Source organism: Streptomyces sp. YPW6 (assembly GCF_018866325.1).
GTDB lineage: Bacteria > Actinomycetota > Actinomycetes > Streptomycetales > Streptomycetaceae > Streptomyces.
Map to the genome: position 1 here is coordinate 6,291,894 of NZ_CP076457.1, position 17,362 is coordinate 6,309,255.

13 protein-coding genes, 1 pseudogene and 1 riboswitch are annotated in these 17,362 nt (G+C 74.9%); of the genes and pseudogenes, 5 read left to right on the top strand and 9 right to left on the bottom strand.

Features of this window, described 5'->3' with window-relative positions:
- Positions 1-244 precede the first annotated feature (244 nt).
- The gene (locus KME66_RS27585) at positions 245-1,261 is read left to right on the top strand and encodes an SCO1860 family LAETG-anchored protein (protein WP_216327142.1); all 1,017 of its coding nucleotides are present in this window, start codon (positions 245-247) and stop codon (positions 1,259-1,261) included.
- A 136-nt stretch (positions 1,262-1,397) separates the two neighbouring features.
- Here the strand turns inward: KME66_RS27585 and cobC are convergent, their stop codons facing one another.
- Positions 1,398-2,999, bottom strand: a complete 1,602-nt coding sequence (cobC, locus tag KME66_RS27590; protein ID WP_216327145.1) for an Rv2231c family pyridoxal phosphate-dependent protein CobC — start codon at positions 2,997-2,999, stop codon at positions 1,398-1,400.
- 215 nt (positions 3,000-3,214) lie between these two features.
- On the opposite strand from cobC, the gene KME66_RS27595 reads away from it, so the two are divergent.
- Complete coding sequence (locus KME66_RS27595) at positions 3,215-3,946, top strand: ZIP family metal transporter (RefSeq protein ID WP_073217335.1); 732 nt, start codon at positions 3,215-3,217, stop codon at positions 3,944-3,946.
- A 104-nt stretch (positions 3,947-4,050) separates the two neighbouring features.
- Here KME66_RS27595 and KME66_RS27600 read toward each other — a convergent pair whose 3' ends face one another.
- The 7 genes and pseudogenes from KME66_RS27600 to KME66_RS27630 form a co-directional block, all read right to left on the bottom strand.
- Positions 4,051-5,409, bottom strand: a complete 1,359-nt coding sequence (locus tag KME66_RS27600; RefSeq protein ID WP_216327148.1) for a cobyrinate a,c-diamide synthase — start codon at positions 5,407-5,409, stop codon at positions 4,051-4,053.
- Positions 5,403-6,002 carry a cob(I)yrinic acid a,c-diamide adenosyltransferase gene (cobO, locus tag KME66_RS27605; RefSeq protein WP_073217330.1) on the bottom strand — a complete coding sequence of 200 codons (600 nt, stop codon included), beginning with the start codon at positions 6,000-6,002 and terminating at the stop codon, positions 5,403-5,405. Before cobO ends, KME66_RS27600 begins: the two co-directional genes overlap by 7 nt.
- Positions 6,002-8,046: pseudogene (locus tag KME66_RS27610) on the bottom strand (putative cobaltochelatase). The gene cobO and the pseudogene KME66_RS27610 overlap by 1 nt, the downstream one beginning before the upstream one ends.
- Positions 8,043-9,725: a cobyric acid synthase gene (locus KME66_RS27615; RefSeq protein ID WP_216327151.1), complete on the bottom strand. Its 1,683-nt coding sequence runs from the start codon at positions 9,723-9,725 to the stop codon at positions 8,043-8,045. Before KME66_RS27615 ends, KME66_RS27610 begins: the two are co-directional and overlap by 4 nt.
- A gap of 68 nt (positions 9,726-9,793) precedes the next feature.
- Entirely contained in the window at positions 9,794-10,774 is a 981-nt protein-coding gene (locus tag KME66_RS27620; RefSeq protein WP_216327153.1) for a cobalamin biosynthesis protein, read from the bottom strand.
- A gap of 137 nt (positions 10,775-10,911) precedes the next feature.
- A riboswitch (cobalamin riboswitch) is annotated at positions 10,912-11,044 on the bottom strand.
- A gap of 148 nt (positions 11,045-11,192) precedes the next feature.
- Positions 11,193-11,423, bottom strand: a complete 231-nt coding sequence (locus KME66_RS27625; RefSeq protein WP_073217318.1) for a hypothetical protein — start codon at positions 11,421-11,423, stop codon at positions 11,193-11,195.
- Positions 11,424-11,435: 12 nt separating this feature from the next.
- A complete protein-coding gene (locus KME66_RS27630) occupies positions 11,436-12,695 on the bottom strand; it encodes an inorganic phosphate transporter (RefSeq protein ID WP_216327157.1) in 1,260 nt (419 codons plus the stop codon).
- 279 nt (positions 12,696-12,974) lie between these two features.
- Here KME66_RS27630 and KME66_RS27635 point away from each other — a divergent pair, with 279 nt between their 5' ends.
- The 3 genes from KME66_RS27635 (at position 12,975) to KME66_RS27645 (ending at position 16,846) form a co-directional block, all read left to right on the top strand.
- A complete protein-coding gene (locus tag KME66_RS27635) occupies positions 12,975-13,634 on the top strand; it encodes a class II aldolase/adducin family protein (RefSeq protein ID WP_216327161.1) in 660 nt (219 codons plus the stop codon).
- A gap of 556 nt (positions 13,635-14,190) precedes the next feature.
- Positions 14,191-15,318: an alpha/beta hydrolase gene (locus KME66_RS27640; protein WP_216327164.1), complete on the top strand. Its 1,128-nt coding sequence runs from the start codon at positions 14,191-14,193 to the stop codon at positions 15,316-15,318.
- A 184-nt stretch (positions 15,319-15,502) separates the two neighbouring features.
- Positions 15,503-16,846 (top strand): hypothetical protein, encoded by a 1,344-nt coding sequence (locus KME66_RS27645; RefSeq protein WP_073217307.1) that lies wholly within the window; start codon positions 15,503-15,505, stop codon positions 16,844-16,846.
- 25 nt (positions 16,847-16,871) lie between these two features.
- Here the strand turns inward: KME66_RS27645 and KME66_RS27650 are convergent, their stop codons facing one another.
- Positions 16,872-17,285 carry a VOC family protein gene (locus KME66_RS27650; protein WP_073217304.1) on the bottom strand — a complete coding sequence of 138 codons (414 nt, stop codon included), beginning with the start codon at positions 17,283-17,285 and terminating at the stop codon, positions 16,872-16,874.
- Between the last annotated feature and the right edge of the window lie 77 nt (positions 17,286-17,362).

A 17,362-nucleotide genomic window follows, 5' to 3' on the forward strand; every position in this document is an offset into this window, starting at 1 on the left:
GCCCGTTCACGCGCCGCGGCCCCTTCCGCGTGAGACGGGTGACGGGGAGGGACAGGAGGGAACACGCGTGCCGAAAGATTCGAATGTGCGCGCGGAAAACCCCCATTGGGGTGAACTCACGCCAGGTGTCCGTCAGTTCACCCTCAGTGCGTAAAGATTCACGGAGTCGACGTCACCGGCGCAGGCCATGTCCCCCATGGGGCTGCGCCGGTGGCTCCATGTCTCTTGTGGGGGTTCCACGATCTTGAACAGCAACACCTTCCGTCTCGCCGCCGTGGCGGTCGCCGCCGCCCCCGTCGCTCTGCTTGCCGCCGTCCCCGCGCACGCAGCCCCGGCGACGCCCACCACCGGCGGTGAGGGCAGGGCGAGCGCGGTCGTGCTCCGCACCGGGCTCGATGTCTCGCTCCTCAACAAGTCCCTCCAGGTGCCCCTCAAGGTCACGCTCAACGAGGTGCAGGCCCCGGCCAGCGCCGAGAAGACCGCACTGAGCGTCAACCTGGACGGAGTGGAGGGCCGCCCGGTCAACGTGCTGCGTGCCGACGTGGCCACCGCCGAAGCGACCGTGGACGAGCACGGGGCCGAGGGCTACACCCATCTGGCGAAGGCGCGGATCCACGTCCCCGGACTCGCGGCGCTCCCGCTCGTCGAGGTCCAGAAGGTCACCTCCAAGGCGGCCTGCGAGACCGGCAAGCAGCCCGTCGCCGAGTCGAACGTGCTCGGCCACGTCAAGGTGCTCGGCAAGAAGGTGACGCTCAGCGCGGGCGGACCGACCCAGGTCTCCGTCCCGGGCGTCGGTGAGGTCTCCCTCGACCTGTCCCACACGGTCACCACCGAGCGCACGGCGGCGGCGACGGCGCTCCGGCTCAAGGTGGCGGTCAACCCGCTCCAGCTCAACGTCGCCGAGGTCAACGGCGAGGTCACCCTCGCCGAGGCGACCTGCGAGACCCCGGCGGGGCCCCAGACCCCCGAGGAGCCGGGCGACACCGCGGGCGGCTCCACCGACGGCGGGGCCACGGGCGGCGACAGCGGCGGCGACGGCAGCACCGGCGGCGACGGCGGCAGCAGTGACGGCGGAAAGGGCGACGGCGACGTGAAGACGCAGACCGGCTCCGACACCGGCACCGCCCCCGTCGAGGCCAACCTCGCCGAGACCGGAGGCAGCTCGACCACTCCGTACATCGCGGGCGGCGCGGCCCTCCTCCTGGCCGTCGGCGCGGGCGCCACCGTGCTGGCGCGCAGGCGCAGCAGCGGCCAGAGCTGATCCGTGTGACGGGGGCGGCGTTCGCCGGACGGACGCCGCCCCCACCCGGTGCGGCGGCGTCCGCCGGACCGACGGCACCACCTGTGCGCGGCGTCGTCCGCCGGACCGAAGCCGCCTCACCCCGTGCGGGGCTCCCTCAGCGCCCCGATCGCGTCGGCAGGGCCTGCACCGCCTGGTCCAGGGCCTGGAGGAAACGATTGGTCGTGGCCCGGTCACGGACCGCGAGCCGCAGCCACCGCGCCCCGAGCCCGGGGAAGGTATCGCCGCGCCGGACGGCGAAGCCCAGCAGCCGCAGCCGCTCCCGGACCTCCGCCGCCCGCTCCAGCCGCACCAGCACGAACGGGCCCCGGGCCGCCTCCACCACCTCGACCTCGCTGAACTCCGCCAGCCCGGCGAGCAGATGGGCCCGGTCCACCGTGATCCGGTCCGCCGCCTGAGCCGCCTCCACCAGCGCCCGCGGCTCCATGCACGCCTCCGCCGCCGCCAGCGCCGGGGTGGACACAGGCCACAGCGGCTGCGCCTCGGCGAGCAGCGCCACCGTCTCCGGCTCGGCCAGCACGTAACCGATCCGCAGCCCGGCCAGCCCCCACGTCTTGGTGAGGCTGCGCAGCACCACGAGCCCCGGGATGTCCGTCCGGTCGCACACCGCCTCGCGCTCGCCCGGCACGACGTCCATGAACGCCTCGTCGACCACCAGGGTCCGCCCCGGCCGGGCCAGCTGCTCCAGCAGGGCCGCCGGATGCAGCACGGACGTCGGGTTCGTCGGATTGCCGATCACCACGAGGTCCGCCTCCTCGGGGACCGCCGCCGGATCGAGCCGGAAACCGTCCTCGGCCCGCAGCAGGACCCGCCCCACCTCGTGCCCGGCCGCCCGCAGCGCCGCCTCCGGCTCCGTGAACTGAGGGTGCACCACGACCGGCCGACGGGCCGGCAGGGCCCGGGCGATCAGGACGAACGCCTCGGCCGCGCCCGCCGTCAGCAGCACCCGCTCCACCGGCAGCCCGTGCCGGCCGGCGACCGCGGCCCGCGCGGACGCCCCGTCGGGATAGGCGGCCAGCGAGGTGAGCGACGCGGCTATCCGCTCGCGCAGCCACGGGGGAGGGGTGTGGGTACGGACGTTCACGGCGAGATCGGTCAGATTCTCGCCGCGGACCTCCGCGTCGCCGTGGTGCCGCAGGTCCGGCCCGGCGCTCTCGATGTTCCGCATGGGGGGATGCGTGGGGGGATTCATGGCAGCCATGGTGAACGGGCGGGAGCCTGCCGTCACCGGTGAGGTGGAAGTTTTCCCGCCGGAAACACCGAAAGTCCTGTCGGCGGCCGGAAAACGGCGGGCCACCGCACAGGTCGCCACCCCCTTCCCGCCCGGGGCCCGGGTCTTGGGCACCACCAGCTCGTCCGCCTCGATCAGCGCCGCGGCCTCCGCGACCGACGCCGTCCCCACCGCCGCGCGCACCGCCCCCGAGGGGTGCGGCACCCGGACCGAGGCCAGCGCCCCGGCCGGATGGGTCCGCACCGGCACGCCGAGCCGGGCCGCCGCTCCCACGATCCCCGGCTCGTCCCCCCTGGCGTCGACCGTGGCCACCTCCAGCACGTCCGCCATCTCCAGCCCCGCCCCGCTCAGCACCGCCTCGATGAGGGCGAACACCGTGTCGCCCGAGGCACCTCGCCGTGCGCCGACCCCCACCACCAGACTGCGGGCGCCGGACTCGGGTCCGGGGCCGAGGGATGCTCCGGTCATCGGCGGAGTCCTGCCTTTCAGGTCATACGTCTCGGTGGTGGTGCGGGGACGGGCGCGGGACCGCTCCGTATACGAAGCACGGAGGCGGGCGGTATGCGCGGCACAACAGCGCACGGCACACGCGGCACGGCAGCGGGCGGGAGGGACGCGGTGAGCGCCGCCGGTAAGGACACCCTGAGATGCGCGGAGGGGGCCCGATCGGCTAGCAAGGCCCCATGGCGGTGTTCGTCGCGCTCGGCGCGTTCCTGATGACCCTGGCCGGCGGCTGGGTCGCCCAGCGCGTCACCGACCGCCGCCATCTGGTGCTCGGCCTGGCGGGCGGGCTGATGCTCGGCGTGGTCGGCCTCGACCTCCTGCCCGAGGCGATCGAGGCGGCGGGCGAGCCGGTGCTCGGGGTCCCGATGGCGCTGCTGCTGTTCGTGGGCGGCTTCCTGGCGGCCCATCTGGTCGAGCGGCTGCTCTCCGCCCGCCAGGTGGCGCACGGGGCGGGCGGGCACCACGGCGACCGCGTACCGCAGGTGGGGCTGACGGCGGCCGCCGCGATGGTCGGCCACAGCCTGATGGACGGCATCGCGCTCGGCGCCGCCTTCCAGGTCAGCGGCTCCATGGGCGTGGCCGTCGCGCTGGCGGTGATCAGTCATGACTTCGCCGACGGATTCAACACGTACACCCTCACCAGTCTGTACGGGAACGCCCGCCGCAAAGCGCTCCTGATGCTGTTCGCGGCCGCCGTGGCACCGGTCGTGGGCGCGGCGACGACGCTGCTGTTCACCCTTCCGGAGGAACTGCTCGGCGGCTATCTCGGCTTCTTCGGCGGAGCCCTGCTCTACCTGGCCGCTGCGGAGATCCTTCCCGAGGCGCACCACACCCATCCCGCCCGCTCCACCCTTCTCTGCACCATCGGGGGCGTGGGCTTCATCTGGCTGGTCGTCGGCATCGCCGAGTGAGCCGCGCGTACGCCCCCGACGCCCCCGCACGCCGCACGCGCCGTCGCTGAACGCGCCGACAGCGCCCGGCAGCACGCGGCCCGCGAGGCCGGGCGGCGAACCGCTCACCGCGCCGGAAGCGCCCGGCAGTGCTCGACGAACCGCCGGGCCACCTCGGGCGACGCGGCCCAGTGGGTGTGCAGATAGCTCGCGTGGACGCCCCGCTGGACGTACCCCTCGACCCGCCGCTCCGGCTGGTGCATGCCCCAGGCCGGCGTGGTCCCCGCCGCCGGGTCCAGCACCGTGCGGTGGAACTCATGACCCCGCACCCGGGTCCCCGCCGGCGCCAGCGGGCTGTCCGTGACCGCCACCGCCTGCCGGTACCCGAGCGTGAGGCGCTCCGACATCCGGGCCTCGGCGTCCAGCAGCCCGCACATCGGCCTCCCGTCCAGCTCCCGGGCCAGATACAGCAGCCCCGCGCACTCCGCGGCCACCGGCGCCCCGCTCCGGGCCAGTGCCGTGACCGCCCGCCGCAACGGCTCGTTGGCCGAGAGCTCGGGGGCGTACATCTCCGGGAACCCGCCACCGATCACGAGCCCCGCCGCACCCGTCGGCAGCTTCTCGTCCCGCAGCGGGTCGAAGGTCACGACCTCCGCACCGGCCGCCGTCAGCAGCTCGGCGTGTTCCGCGTACGCGAAGGTGAACGCCGCCCCGCCGGCCACGGCGACGACGGGCCGGGGGCCTTCCGCAGGGGCGTACGCCGGTGCCCACGGCTCGTCCGGCAGCGCGGGAGCCGTCCGGGCCAGCGCCAGCAGCGCGTCCAGATCGCACCCGGCGCGCACCCGCTCGCCCATGGCCCGTACGGCGTCCACCGCCTCGCTCCGCCGCTCGGCCACCGGGACCAGACCCAGGTGCCGGGAGGGCGTCGCGACCTGCGGCGCCCGCCGGATCACCCCGAGCACCGGCAGCCCCGACTCGTCCAGCGCGTCCCGCAACAGCGCCTCGTGCCGGTCGGAGGCCACCTTGTTCAGGATCACCCCGCCGATCCGCACCTGCGGATCCCACGAGGCGAACCCGTGGACCAGGGCCGCCACCGACCGCGACTGCGAGGACGCGTCCACCACGAGCACCACCGGGGCCCTGAGCAGCTTCGCCACCTGCGCGGTCGACGCCAGCTCACCCTGCCCCGAGGCGCCGTCGTACAGCCCCATCACGCCCTCGACCACGGCGAGATCGCACCCCGCCGCCCCGTGCGCGAAGAGCGGGGCGACGAGATCCGTCCCGCACATGTACGCGTCGAGGTTCCGGCCGGGGCGCCCCGTCGCCAGGGAGTGGTAGCCCGGATCGATGTAGTCCGGACCGACCTTGTGCGGTGAGACGGCCGACCCGCGCGCGGCGAAGGCGGCCATCAGACCGGTGGCGACGGTGGTCTTGCCGCTGTTGGAGGCAGGCGCGGCGATGACCAGACGGGGCACGTTCACCACTCGATGCCCCTCTGGCCCTTCTGCCCCGCGTCCATCGGATGCTTGACCTTCGACATGTCGGTCACCAGGTCGGCGGCCTCGATCAGGGCGTCGGGCGCGTTGCGGCCGGTGATCACCACATGCTGGGTGCCGGGCCGGTTCCGCATGACCTCGACGACCTCGTCGGTGTCGATCCAGCCCCAGTGCAGCGGGTAGGCGAACTCGTCGAGCACGTACAGCTTGTACGTCTCGGCCGCCAGGTCCCGCTTGACCTGCTCCCAGCCCTCACGGGCCTTCTCCTCGTTGTCGAGCTGGCCGTCGCGCTGGACCCAGGACCAGCCCTCGCCCATCTTGTGCCAGTCGACCGTGCCGCCCTCGCCGCTCGCGCCCAGCACCTTCAGCGCGTTCTCCTCGCCGACCTTCCACTTCGCCGACTTCACGAACTGGAACACCCCGATCGGCCACCCCTGGTTCCAGGCCCGCAGCGCGAGCCCGAAGGCGGCGGTCGACTTCCCCTTCCCGACGCCCGTGTGGACGAACAGGAGCGGGCGGTTGCGGCGCTGACGGGTGGTGAGTCCGTCGTCCGGCACCGATATCGGCTGTCCCTGCGGCATTAAGCGGCCCTCCCGGCTGCGGTGACGTCCTTGACGAGCCCGGCGATCGAGTCGGCCCGCAGCTCGTCGAGCGTGACGGCGGCGCCTCCCAGGTCCCGGGCCAGCTCCCCGGCGAGACCGAGGCGTACGTACCCCGACTCGCAGTCCACGACGACCGAGGCCGTCCCCTCGGCCCGGTGCAGCCGCGCGGCCCTCCCCGCGAGCGCCACGGGCTCCGGCCCGCCGGTGGCCCGCCCGTCCGTGACGACGACGAGCAGCGGCCGCCGCGACGGATCGCGCAGCCGCTCCACCCGCAGCACGTCGTGGGCCTTCAGCAGCCCGGCGGCCAGCGGCGTGCGGCCCCCGGTCGGCAGGGACTCCAGCCGGGCGGCGGCCGCGTCGACGGACGAGGTCGGCGGCAGCGCCACATCGGCCTCCCTGCCCCGGAAGGTCACCAGACCGACCTTGTCCCGCCGCTGGTAGGCGTCGAGCAGCAGCGACAGCACGGCTCCCTTGACCGCGCTCATCCGCTGCCGCGCGGCCATCGACCCGGAGGCGTCCACGACGAACAGCACGAGGTTGCCCTCACGTCCTTCCCGGGTCGCCTGCCGCAGGTCGTCCCGGCGCACCACGAGCCCGCGCCCGGACCGGCCGCGGACCCGCTGGTGCGGGGCTGCGGCCTGCACGGTGGCGGCCAGGTGCAGCTTGGTCAGCGCCCCCTCGGGCCGCCGCGCGCCGGTGGTACGGCCATGCTCGGTACGCGCCCGGGAGCGCCGCCCGGCAGCGCCCTCGCCGAGCCCCGGCACGCTGAGCACCTTCGTCCGGAACGGCTCGGCGGCGGCCACGGGCCGCTGCTCGCCCCGGCGGTCCGTCCGGGCGCGTCGGGCGCACCCTCGGGCGCCGGGGACGGCGTGTCGTCCGCCGGGCCCCGGGGCGGCGTACGGTCCTCCCCGTCGGCCTGCGGCGGCACGCCACCGCCCCCACCACCGTCGCCCCCGCCGTCGGGACCCGGGTCGGGATCGTCGTCACCGCCGTCGGTGTCCTGCCCCTGATCCCCGTCGGCCTCGTCCAGGGTCCGGTCGAGCTTGTCCTCGTCCAGGCCCGGCGCGTCGAACGGGTTGCGCCGCCGCCGGTGGGGGAGGGCCAGCAGGGCGGCCTGCCGGACGTCGTCGGCGGTGACCTCCTCGCGGCCCGCCCAGGCGGCGAGCGCGGTGGCGGTCCGGGCCATCACGATGTCCGCCCGCATCCCGTCGACCTCGAACGCGGCGCAGGTGGCGGCGATCTGCCGCAGTACGCCGTCGCTCAGCGCGACCCGGGGCAGCAGGACGCGCGCGGCGGCGATCCGCTCGCGCAGGGCGCCCTCCTCCTCGGCCCAGCGCGCGGCGAAGCCCTCGGGGTCGTCGTCGTACGCGAGCCGCCGCCGCACGACCTCCACCCGCTCGTCGGTGTCCCGGGACGCGGCGACCTCGACGGTCAGCCCGAACCGGTCCAGCAGCTGCGGCCGCAGCTCGCCCTCCTCCGGGTTCATCGTCCCCACCAGCAGGAACCGTGCCGCATGCCGTACGGAGACGCCTTCGCGCTCGACGTACGAAGCCCCCATGGCCGCCGCGTCCAGCAGCAGGTCCACCAGGTGGTCGTGGAGGAGGTTGACCTCGTCGACGTACAGGATCCCGCGGTGCGCGTCGGCCAGCAGCCCCGGCTCGAACGCCTTCACTCCCTCCGAGAGCGCCCGCTCGATGTCCAGGGCCCCCACGAGCCGGTCCTCGGACGCCCCGACGGGCAGCTCCACAGTCCGCGCGGCCCGCGACACACCGGCGGCCTGAGCGTGCGGCCCGTCGGGACACGCCGGATCGGGGGAGCCGGGGTCACAGGAGAACCGGCACCCCGGTACGACGGAGACCTCCGGCATCAGCGCGGCCAGCGCCCGTACGGCGGTGGACTTGGCGGTCCCCTTCTCACCCCGCACGAGCACCCCGCCGACGGCCGGACTGACGGCGTTCAGCAAGAGCCCGAGCCGCAGGTCGTCCTGCCCGACGATCGCGGTGAAGGGATACGGCGTACTCACAAGGCCTCCTCGTCGACATGCTGTTCAGCTTCTGCGTGACCGGTCGCACCAGGCCCCTCGCCCCTCGCCCCGGTGGACCCGGCATGGTCGAGCCCCTCCGGCGATCGAGGAGCGGGGGCCGGAGCGGCGCCCCGGCCCGCCACACCATCCGCACCCGCGCCACCCGGCACCGAAGGCGCCCCGGGCGGCACGAACGGCAGCCCGGGGGGCGCCCCGCCCTCGATCAGCCGCCACAGCGCGTCCGTGTCCGCGTGCTCCTCCACCAGATCCCCGAGCCGGTCCAGCTGCTCCTCCCGCAGCACCCCGAAGCTCGTGTCCGGCGCGGGCACGAACCGCCGTCCGGCGGCCCGGGCCACCTCCACCAGGAACCGCCGCCGGAACGCGTCGCTCTCCAGCGACCCGTGCCAGTGCGTCCCCCACACCGCCCCCACCCGGCACCCGTCCAGGAACGGCTCCCCGCCCCGCACGTCGGCCACCCCGTGGTGGATCTCGTACCCTTCCACGGGCTCGCCCAGCGCCGAACCGACCGGCCGCGCCAGCGTCTTGTCCCGGTCGAAGCGAATGCGCACGGGCAGCACGCCGAGCCCGTCCACGACCCCCGCCCGCGACTCCACCTCGTCCTCGATCCGCTCACCGAGCACCTGGAAACCGCCGCAGATCCCCAGCACCGGACGCCCCTCGGCCGCCCGCCGCACCAGCGCCTCCGCGAGACCGCGCTCACGCAGCCAGGCCAGCGCCTTCACCGTGCCGCGCGTCCCCGGCACGATCACCAGGTCCGCGTCGGCCAGCTCCTCCGCCCGGTCCACGAACCGCACGACGACGCCCGGTTCGGCGGCCAGCGCGTCCACGTCCGTGAAGTTGGACATCAGCGGCACCGCGCAGACCGCGACCCGCAGCACGTCCTGCCCGTGGGGCGGCGCCACGACCGACTCGCGCACCGCACCCCGCAGGGAGACCCGCAGGCCGTCCTCCTCGTCGATGCCGAGCCCGTGGGCGTACGGCAGCACGCCGAACGTCCGCCGTCCGGTCAGCCCGTGCAGCATGTCGAGCCCCGGCTCCAGCAACGAGACGTCGCCCCGGAACTTGTTCACCAGATAGCCCGCGACCAGCGACTGGTCCTCGGCGCCCAGCAGCGCCGTCGTCCCGAAGAACGAGGCGAAGACCCCGCCCCGGTCGATGTCCCCGACGACCAGCACGGGGAAGCGGGCGGCCCGCGCGATCCCCATGTTCACGATGTCGGTGCGCCGGAGGTTGATCTCGGCCGGCGAACCGGCCCCCTCGCAGATCACCGCGTCGTACGTCGACCGCAGCTCCGCCAGGCAGTCCGTCACCGTGCCGAGCAGCGCCTCCTGACGGCCCCCGTGATACCCCCGGGCGCTCATCTCGCCGACCGGCTTCCCCATCAGGACGACCTGGCTGGAGCGGTCGCTCCCGGGCTTCAGCAGCACCGGGTTCATCAGGGCCGTCGGCTCCACCCGGGCGGCCTGCGCCTGCATCGCCTGGGCGCGCCCGATCTCCGCGCCCTCGCGGGTCACGAAGGAGTTGAGGGACATGTTCTGCGCCTTGAACGGCGCGACCTTCACGCCCCGGCGCACCAGCCACCGGCAGATGCCCGCCGTGACGACGCTCTTGCCCGCGTCCGAGGTCGTGCCCGCGACCAGGAGCCCGCCGCCGTTCATCCCCGCCCCCTCTCCTCCCGTACCGCGTACCGCACGCGACCGTGCCGTCCCGCGGCCTGCCGTTCCGCTCATGCCCGCCCCCGCATCCGTCCGGCGGCCCGTCGCCGCGCGACCAGGTGGCCCGCCGTCAGGCGGCCCGCCACACACACCCCCAGGGCCAGGGCGCCCACCCGGCGCGACAGCCGCACCGCGCGCTCGATGTCCGCGCCCCGCACGTCCCGCCCGGCCGCCCCGTTCAGCACCGGCCGGTGCTCGACGCGCCCCGCGTACGCGAGCGTGCCGCCCAGCCGTACGCCGAGCGCCCCCGCGAAGGCGGCCTCCACCGGGCCCGCGTTCGGGCTCGGGTGGCGGTGCGCGTCCGCTCTCCAGGCGCGTACGGCCTGGGCGGGCCGCCCGCCGGCCGCCACGGCCAGCACGGCTGTCAGCCGGGCGCCCGGCCACCCCGCCACGTCGTCCAGGCGGGCCGAGGCCCAGCCGTAACGCCGGTGGCGGGGCGACTTGTGGCCCACCATCGCGTCCAGCGTGTTCACCGCCCGGAAGCCGACGAGCCCCGGCACCCCGCCGATCGCCCCCCACACCAGCGCGCCGACGACGGCGTCCGAGGTGTTCTCGGCGACCGACTCGACGACGGCGCGGGCGATGCCCGGCCCGTCCAGGGAGTGCGGATCGCGCCCGCACAGATGTGGCAGCCGCTCCCGGGCCGCTTCCAGGTCCCCGGAGGCCAGCGCACCCCCGATGGCACGGGCCTCCCGGCCCAGCGACGTTCCGCCGACGACGGACCAGGCGGTGGCGGCGGTCAGCGCGAGCGCGAGCGCGGGGCGTTCGCGGACGGCGCGGGCGGCCAGCGCGGCGGCCCCGACGGCGCCTCCGGCGCACACCAGGGTGTGCAGCGCGCCCCGGCCGCGGTCGTCACGCCACAACAGGGCCTCGACCCGCGCCGCGACGCGGCCGAATCCGGCGACGGGGTGGCCTCGCCGGGGGTCGCCGAGCAGCGCGTCGGCGATCAGCCCGGCCGTGGCGCCGCAGGCGAAGACACGGTCGGCACGCACGGCTCAGCCCGTCGCGGGACGAGGGGTTCCGGCACGGAGGGACACAGCGGGCGGCGCAGGGAACGGCACACGGCGGCCGGGCATGGCACAGGTCCTCACTCAGGGTCCGCGCCCTGGTTCGACGTGACCGGCGACGAGAGTCTCCTGGCTCCCGGATCCGCAGTTCCCCCGGCCTTCCAGCCCGCGTACCGCGAGCCGTGACGTCCGATGTGGGGGAGTGCTCCCCGGTGACAGTGGCGGGACCGCGCCGGATTCGCACCGGCTTCCTCTGCTGTCGCCGTAAATGGCTCCGGCAGTCCACCACGCCCCGAGAACAGCCGTCAACTCGCTGTTGACCTGCGGGGCTCGACTGTGGGCGGACGCACACCGGGCCGGACACACGAGGTGTGTCCGGCCCGGGGGAGTGCGAGGTGGGGGGTCAGGCGACGATCAGATAGATCCCGTACGAGACCGCCGCCACGCACAGCCCGAAGCAGGCGTACGCGCCGGTGCGCGCCAGTGCGATCGTCCCGCCGGACGCGCGGCCCTCGGCCGTCGCGGACTGCTTGGAGAGGGCGACGATGCCCAGGGTGAAGAGGCCGACCAGCGCGACGGTGACCACGAGGCTGACACCGAAGACGGAGGCGAGAGCTGCCCAGTCGATTTTCATGCTGATCTGTCCTTACACCTTGGCCGGCGGCCGGGCCGGGTCGTCGGGCGCCGAGGCCGGGGCCGGGATGGTGGTCGTGAGGTCGGAGGCCGGGGCCCCGACGGGCGGCGGCTGGACCGCGGCGATGGCCGTGGTGACGACGCCCTGGGGCTCGTCGCCGTCCGTGTCGTTGACGTTGGTGTGGTCCACGGGCTGGCGGCGCGAGGCGAGCCAGATCGCGAAGGAGCCGCCCACGAGCAGGATCGCGGTGACGGTGATGCCCCACGTGCCCTGCTTGGTCAGGAACTCGGCGCCCGCGCCGACCAGACCCGCGGCCGGCAGCGTCAGACCCCAGGCGACGAACATCCGGGTGGCGGTGGACCAGCGGACCACACCGCCCTTGCGGCCGAGGCCCGCGCCCATCACGGCGCCGGAGCAGGACTGCGTGGTGGAGAGCGAGAAGCCGAGGTGCGAGGAGGCCAGGATGACGGTCGCCGCGCTGGTCTGGGCGGCGAAACCCTGCGGCGGCTTCAGGTCGGTCAGGCCCTTGCCCATGGTGCGGATGATGCGCCAGCCGCCGAGGTAGGTGCCGAGCGCGATGGCGATGCCGGCGGAGACGATGACCCACAGAGGCGGGTTGGAGCCGGGGGCCAGGACGCCGCTGGTGACGAGGGCGAGGGTGATGATGCCCATCGTCTTCTGGGCGTCGTTGGTGCCGTGGGCGAGCGAGACGAGACCGGCGGAGGCGATCTGCCCGGCCCGGTAGCCCTTGGCGGTCGACTTCTGCTGGTTGGGGTCGGTGACGTTCCGGTTGATCCGGTACGTCAGCCGGGTGGCCAGCATCGCGGCGATACCGGCGACCAGCGGGGCGGCGATCGCGGGGAGCAGCACCTTGGTGACGACGGTGCCGCCGTTGATCGAGGACCAGCCGGCCGACATGACCGCGGCGCCGATCAGACCGCCGAACAGGGCGTGGGAGGAGCTGGAGGGGAGCCCCAGCAGCCAGGTCAGCAGATTCCACAGGATGGCGCCGACGAGCGCCGCGAAGATGACCTCGGTTCTGATGCCGTCTTCGTTGACGATCCCGCCGGAGATCGTCTTGGCGACCTCCACCGACAGGAACGCGCCGATCAGGTTGAGAACGGCGGACATGGCCACCGCTGTCTTGGGCTTCATCGCGCCGGTCGAGATGGTGGTCGCCATCGCGTTGGCGGTGTCGTGGAAACCGTTCGTGAAATCGAACACGAGAGCTGTTACGACCACAATCGCAAGCAGCAGCGTGATGTGTTCCATTTACCCAGGCAATCGTTCGACGTCAGTGGCTCGTGGACCGTAGGCAACCTGGGTGAACGGAAGATGAACTGGGCAGGGCGCTGTGGTGACCCCAAGCGGAGTGGGATGCTTCCGCTTGTGTGCGGGTGAGGTGGCGCGAGGCCGGTGAGGCGCGGCGTGGACTGGTCTTTGCCGCCCTTTGGCGAACATTTTGAGCGGCTGTTCGGCGTCGCGAAGAGATCCCCGTCACCCCCCCCGTGTGACGTTCCGGTTGCGCGCCTTCACCCCTACGCTCGCCCCATGAGCGAGCAGCAGCCGGAATCCGTCCGCCGGGCCTGGCAGGGCGTCGTCGACACGGCCCGCCGGAGCGCGGCGGACGGCCTCGTCGTCGGAACCTCGGGCAATGTGTCCGCCCGTGTCGGCGACCTCGTCCTGGTGACCCCCAGCGGGGTGCCCTACGACCGGCTCGGACCCGAGGACGCGGTCGGCGTCGACCTGGCCGGCCGACAGGTCCTCGGGGATCTCGGGCCGACCAGTGAACTCCCCCTCCACCTGGCGGTCTACCGCTCCACCGACGCCGCCGCCGTGGTGCACACCCACGCCGTGCACGCCACCGCCGTCTCCACCCTCGTCGCCGAGGTGCCGCTCGTGCACTACGCGGCGGCCCTCCTCGGCGGCCCCGTCCGCACCGCCGCCTACGCGCGCTACGGCACCCCGGAGCTGGCCGACGCCATGCTCGAAGCGCTCCGGGGCCGCACCGGCTGCCTGCTCGCCAACCACGGCACCGTCACCTACGGCGACACGCTCGACCAGGCCTACGACCGCACCGCCCAACTGGAGTGGCTGTGCCACCTCTGGCTCACCGCCGGCTCGCTGCCGGGCCGCAGCCCGGCGCTGCTCACCCCCGCCCAGCTGGCCGAGGTGACCGAGGCGCTCAAGGGATACGGCCAGCCCGGCTGACGGGGAGGGGCCGAGAACCTGCCCCGCGTCGGCCGGGTCCCTGCCCCGCGTCGGCCGGGTCCTCGTCCCGCGTCGGCCGGGTCCCTGTCCCGGCGTCGCCCGGCCCCGTCCCGCGCCGCCCGGGTCCCTGTCCCGGCGTCGCCCGGCCCCCGTCCCGCGCCGCCCGGGTCGTGGTCCCGCTTCGCCCTGGGCTCGGCCCTGAGCCGCAGGAGGCCGGGTCCCGCGTCGCCTCGGGCCGGCTCCCGCGCCGCGCGAGAATCGGTGTGGGGCCGCCCGGGGCCGGGGCCCGGGCCGCCCGAGGTCGGGTCCGAGGCCGTCGGCGTCCCGAGCCGCCCCCGGCAGCCCGTTTCGGAGGGCCCGCCCGGGCAGCCCGGCCCCGGGAGGGCCGCCCTGGGCAGCCCCGGCCCTGGAGGGCGCGCCCTGGGCACCCTCCCGCGTCCCGGCGGCCCGCCCTGGGCCCCCGCGTCCCGGGGCAGCCCCCGGCCCCGGACGGACCCCGCCCCCGGACGGCCCCCGCCCACTGGCAGGCCGCCTCCCGGCCCACGACACTGGAGCGGTGCGCCCGGTAACCGCGACGGCAGCGGCCGTCACCTCGATCCTCGGCGTCGGCGCGGCAGCGGTCGCGGCCGGCCGGTACGCCGGTGACGTCGCCCTCAAGGCGACGCCCGAACGCCCCCTGCCCGCCGACCGCAGACTCACCGTGCACGCCACCGCGGCCGGGCAGGTCACCCTGACCCGTTCCTTCTCGGCGCTGCGGCCCGGCACCTGGGGCCTCGTCGGGCCAGGGGTCCACGCGGTCGTCGGCCCCGTCGTGGAGGGGGCGTCCGAGGGTGCCGACACCGTCGTCCGCAGGCTGGAGAGCGTCGGCAGGGGCACGCTCGAACCCGGCGTGAAGGTCCGGCTCACCCCCGCCCTGTACGGCGGCGACCCCGGCAGCGACCTCGGCCTCGACCACCAGGAGGTCGAGATCCCCGGTGAGCTCGGGACCCTGCCCGCCTGGTACGTCCCCGGCGCGCGCGACACCTGGGTCATCACCGTGCACGGCCTCGGCGCCACCCGGGCCCACCCCATGAACCTCATGGGGTTCCTGCACCAGCAGCGCTTCCCCGTGCTCGACCTCGCCTACCGGGGCGACCCGGGAGCTCCCCGCCCCGCCGAGGGCCTCGGCCACTTCGGCGCCTCCGAGTGGCGCGACCTAGACGCCGCCCTCCGCTACGCCCTCCGCTACGGCGCCCGCAACGTGATCGTCCACGGCTGGTCCACCGGCGCCACCATGGCCCTGTACGCCGCCGTCGAGTCCCCGCTCCGCGACCGGATCAGCGGCATCGTCCTGGACTCCCCGGTGCTGGACTGGCCGGTCACCCTCCGCGCCCTGGCCGCCGCCCGCGGGGTCCCGGCCGCCCTGCTCCCGCTCGCCGTCCGCGCCGCCCAGGGCCGCACCGGGATGGCCGCCACTCCGGTGCTGGAGACCTCCGTACCGGCTTCCCTGCGCACCCCGACCCTGATCCTGCACGGCCCCGACGACACGATCGCCCCCTGGGACCCCTCCCGCGAACTCGCCGCCCGCCGCCCGGACCTGGTCAGCCTGCACGCCGTACCGCAGGCTCCGCATGGGTCGATGTGGAACGCCGGTCCGGCCCGCTACGAGGAGACCCTGCGGCGCTTCCTCACGCCTCTGATGTGAGCCGATGGAGTGAACTCCGCCCCTTGCCGCCGCGCCCGGGGAACCTTTCGCGTACCGGGGAAACGGCTTCCGTTTGGGCTTTCGGGCCGTCAGGGGCAAGACTGCTCCCGTGACGTCCCGTACTCCGCGCGACTCCAGGCTGCGACTTGTCCGCCCGCGACCCCTTGCCACCGCCCGCAAGGCCGTGACCACCCGGCGCACCAGGCCGGCTCCCCGGCCCCCCGAGGGCACCCCGCCCCGCGCGGAACTGGCCCGCCAGGCCAGGGCGGTGCTCGCCGACGCCGTACGCATCGCCCACTGGGCCGCGGGTACCCCGGGGCCGGGGACCGCGACCCCGCTCGCGGCCCACGCCCTCGAACGCGCGGCCACCGCCCTGGAGCTCTCCCCGGCGCAGGTCCGCGCCGGCTGGGACCGGGCCCGGCTGGCCGGACTCGTCGAACTCCACGGCGACACCGCCCGCCCCGGCTGGCGGCTGCGCGCCTGGGACCGGGACGACTCCGCCGTGCTGCGCGGCTGGGTCGCGCTCTTCGACGCCTGGTCGCTCGTCCACGCCGCCCCCGAAGGCGTCGAGGCGGGCGCGGTCGCCGAAGCCATCGAGGCCGTGCCCCAGGTGCTCTCCCTCCTCCAGCTCTCCGCGGGGCCCGTCACCGTCCCCGCCCTCCTCGACCTCCTCGGCCAGCGCGTCGCCGAACTCCACGAGGAGCGCTGCGAAGTGCCCCTGGGGCCCGGCAGAACCGCCTCCGCCGCCCCGGCCGGGACGGACGCCGGCCGGGCCGCCGCCACTGCGGGACCCGACCGGAGCGCCGACCTCAACGCCCTGCTGCTCGACTGGGCCCTGGAGGGCCTCGCCGCCGTCGGGGCGCTGACCCTCGGCAGAGGGCACGCCACCCTCACCCCGCTCGGCAACTGGGCGGTCTGGGTCAAGCTGGAACAGATCTGCGTCGCCGCCCAGAGCCCCGCCGGCAACATCGAGCAGTCCGCCGCCGACATGCTCCTCGGCTGCGCCCGGCTCACCCCGGGCCCGGCCCGCGACGAATACCGCGCCTGGCTCGCCGCCCGCACCATCCGAAGCGCCGTCGCCGAACTGCTCGCCGTCGCCCGGGGTGAGGACGCCCTGCTGCGCGGACTGGCCTTCGAGGCGCTGCGCGTCGTCGGCGCCCCCGCGGAGCCCGAGGTCCGCGCCGTGCTCGCCGAACCCTCGCTGCGTCCCTACGCGCTGCTCTGGCTCGCCGAGTACGAGGGCAACGACCCCGACGACGCCCAGGACGTGCTCAGCCGTGAGGAGTCCACCTGGCTCTGGGTCGACACGGCCGCCGCCGTCGCCGACCACGGCGAGACCGGACTGCTGGTGCGCCACCTCGACTCCGCCGTCCAGGGCACCGTCCCGGCCCTCCTCGACGAGGTCAGGGCCGTGGGCCACCCCCGCACCGTCCAGGTCCTGGTCGCCCTGGCCGCGGCCCACCCGGACCCGGCCCTGGCCAAAGCGGTCCGCCGGGCCGCCTTCCAGGTGCACACCGGAGGAGCCTGACCCGCACGCGCCCCGGGACCCTCGCTCAGCCGGCGGACCCCGGGGCGTACGTCCCGAAGCTCCACACGTTGCCCTCGGCGTCCCGCGCCATGTAGTCCCGGGAGCCGTAGTCCTGGTCGGTCGGCTCCATCAGGATCTCCACGCCGAACTCCCGGGCCCGGGCGCAGTGCTCGTCCACCTCGTCGACCACCACGTACACCCCCGCCGGGCCCGCGCCCGCCATCGCCCGCGCGAAAACGCCCTCGCGTCCCGTGGAGCCGAGCATCACCCTGCCGTTGCCCAGGGACAGCTCGGCATGCAGCACACCGCCGTTCTCGCCTTCGTAGACGGCCTCCTCGGTGAAACCGAAACCCTGGGTCAGCGTTCTGATCGCCGCCCTCGCGTCGTCGTAGAGGATCGTCGGGTAGATCGTCGCAACCCCGCTCGCCGCGCCTGCCATGACACGCACCTCTCCTGCCGGTCACATCCCTCCGATGTGATCTGTGTCTCAGTCTTCCACCGGGGACTGACAACGGC

Bases quoted from the DNA above. Each gene is read 5' to 3' on its own strand.
- KME66_RS27630 (WP_216327157.1), bottom strand. From the start codon at position 12,695: ATGGAACACATCACGCTGCTGCTTGCGATTGTGGTCGTAACAGCTCTC.
- KME66_RS27615 (WP_216327151.1), bottom strand. From the start codon at position 9,725: ATGAACGGCGGCGGGCTCCTGGTCGCGGGCACGACCTCGGACGCGGGC.
- KME66_RS27595 (WP_073217335.1), top strand. From the start codon at position 3,215: ATGGCGGTGTTCGTCGCGCTCGGCGCGTTCCTGATGACCCTGGCCGGC.
- KME66_RS27625 (WP_073217318.1), bottom strand. From the start codon at position 11,423: ATGAAAATCGACTGGGCAGCTCTCGCCTCCGTCTTCGGTGTCAGCCTC.
- cobO (WP_073217330.1), bottom strand. From the start codon at position 6,002: ATGCCGCAGGGACAGCCGATATCGGTGCCGGACGACGGACTCACCACC.
- KME66_RS27650 (WP_073217304.1), bottom strand. From the start codon at position 17,285: ATGGCAGGCGCGGCGAGCGGGGTTGCGACGATCTACCCGACGATCCTC.
- cobC (WP_216327145.1), bottom strand. From the start codon at position 2,999: ATGACCGGAGCATCCCTCGGCCCCGGACCCGAGTCCGGCGCCCGCAGT.
- KME66_RS27635 (WP_216327161.1), top strand. From the start codon at position 12,975: ATGAGCGAGCAGCAGCCGGAATCCGTCCGCCGGGCCTGGCAGGGCGTC.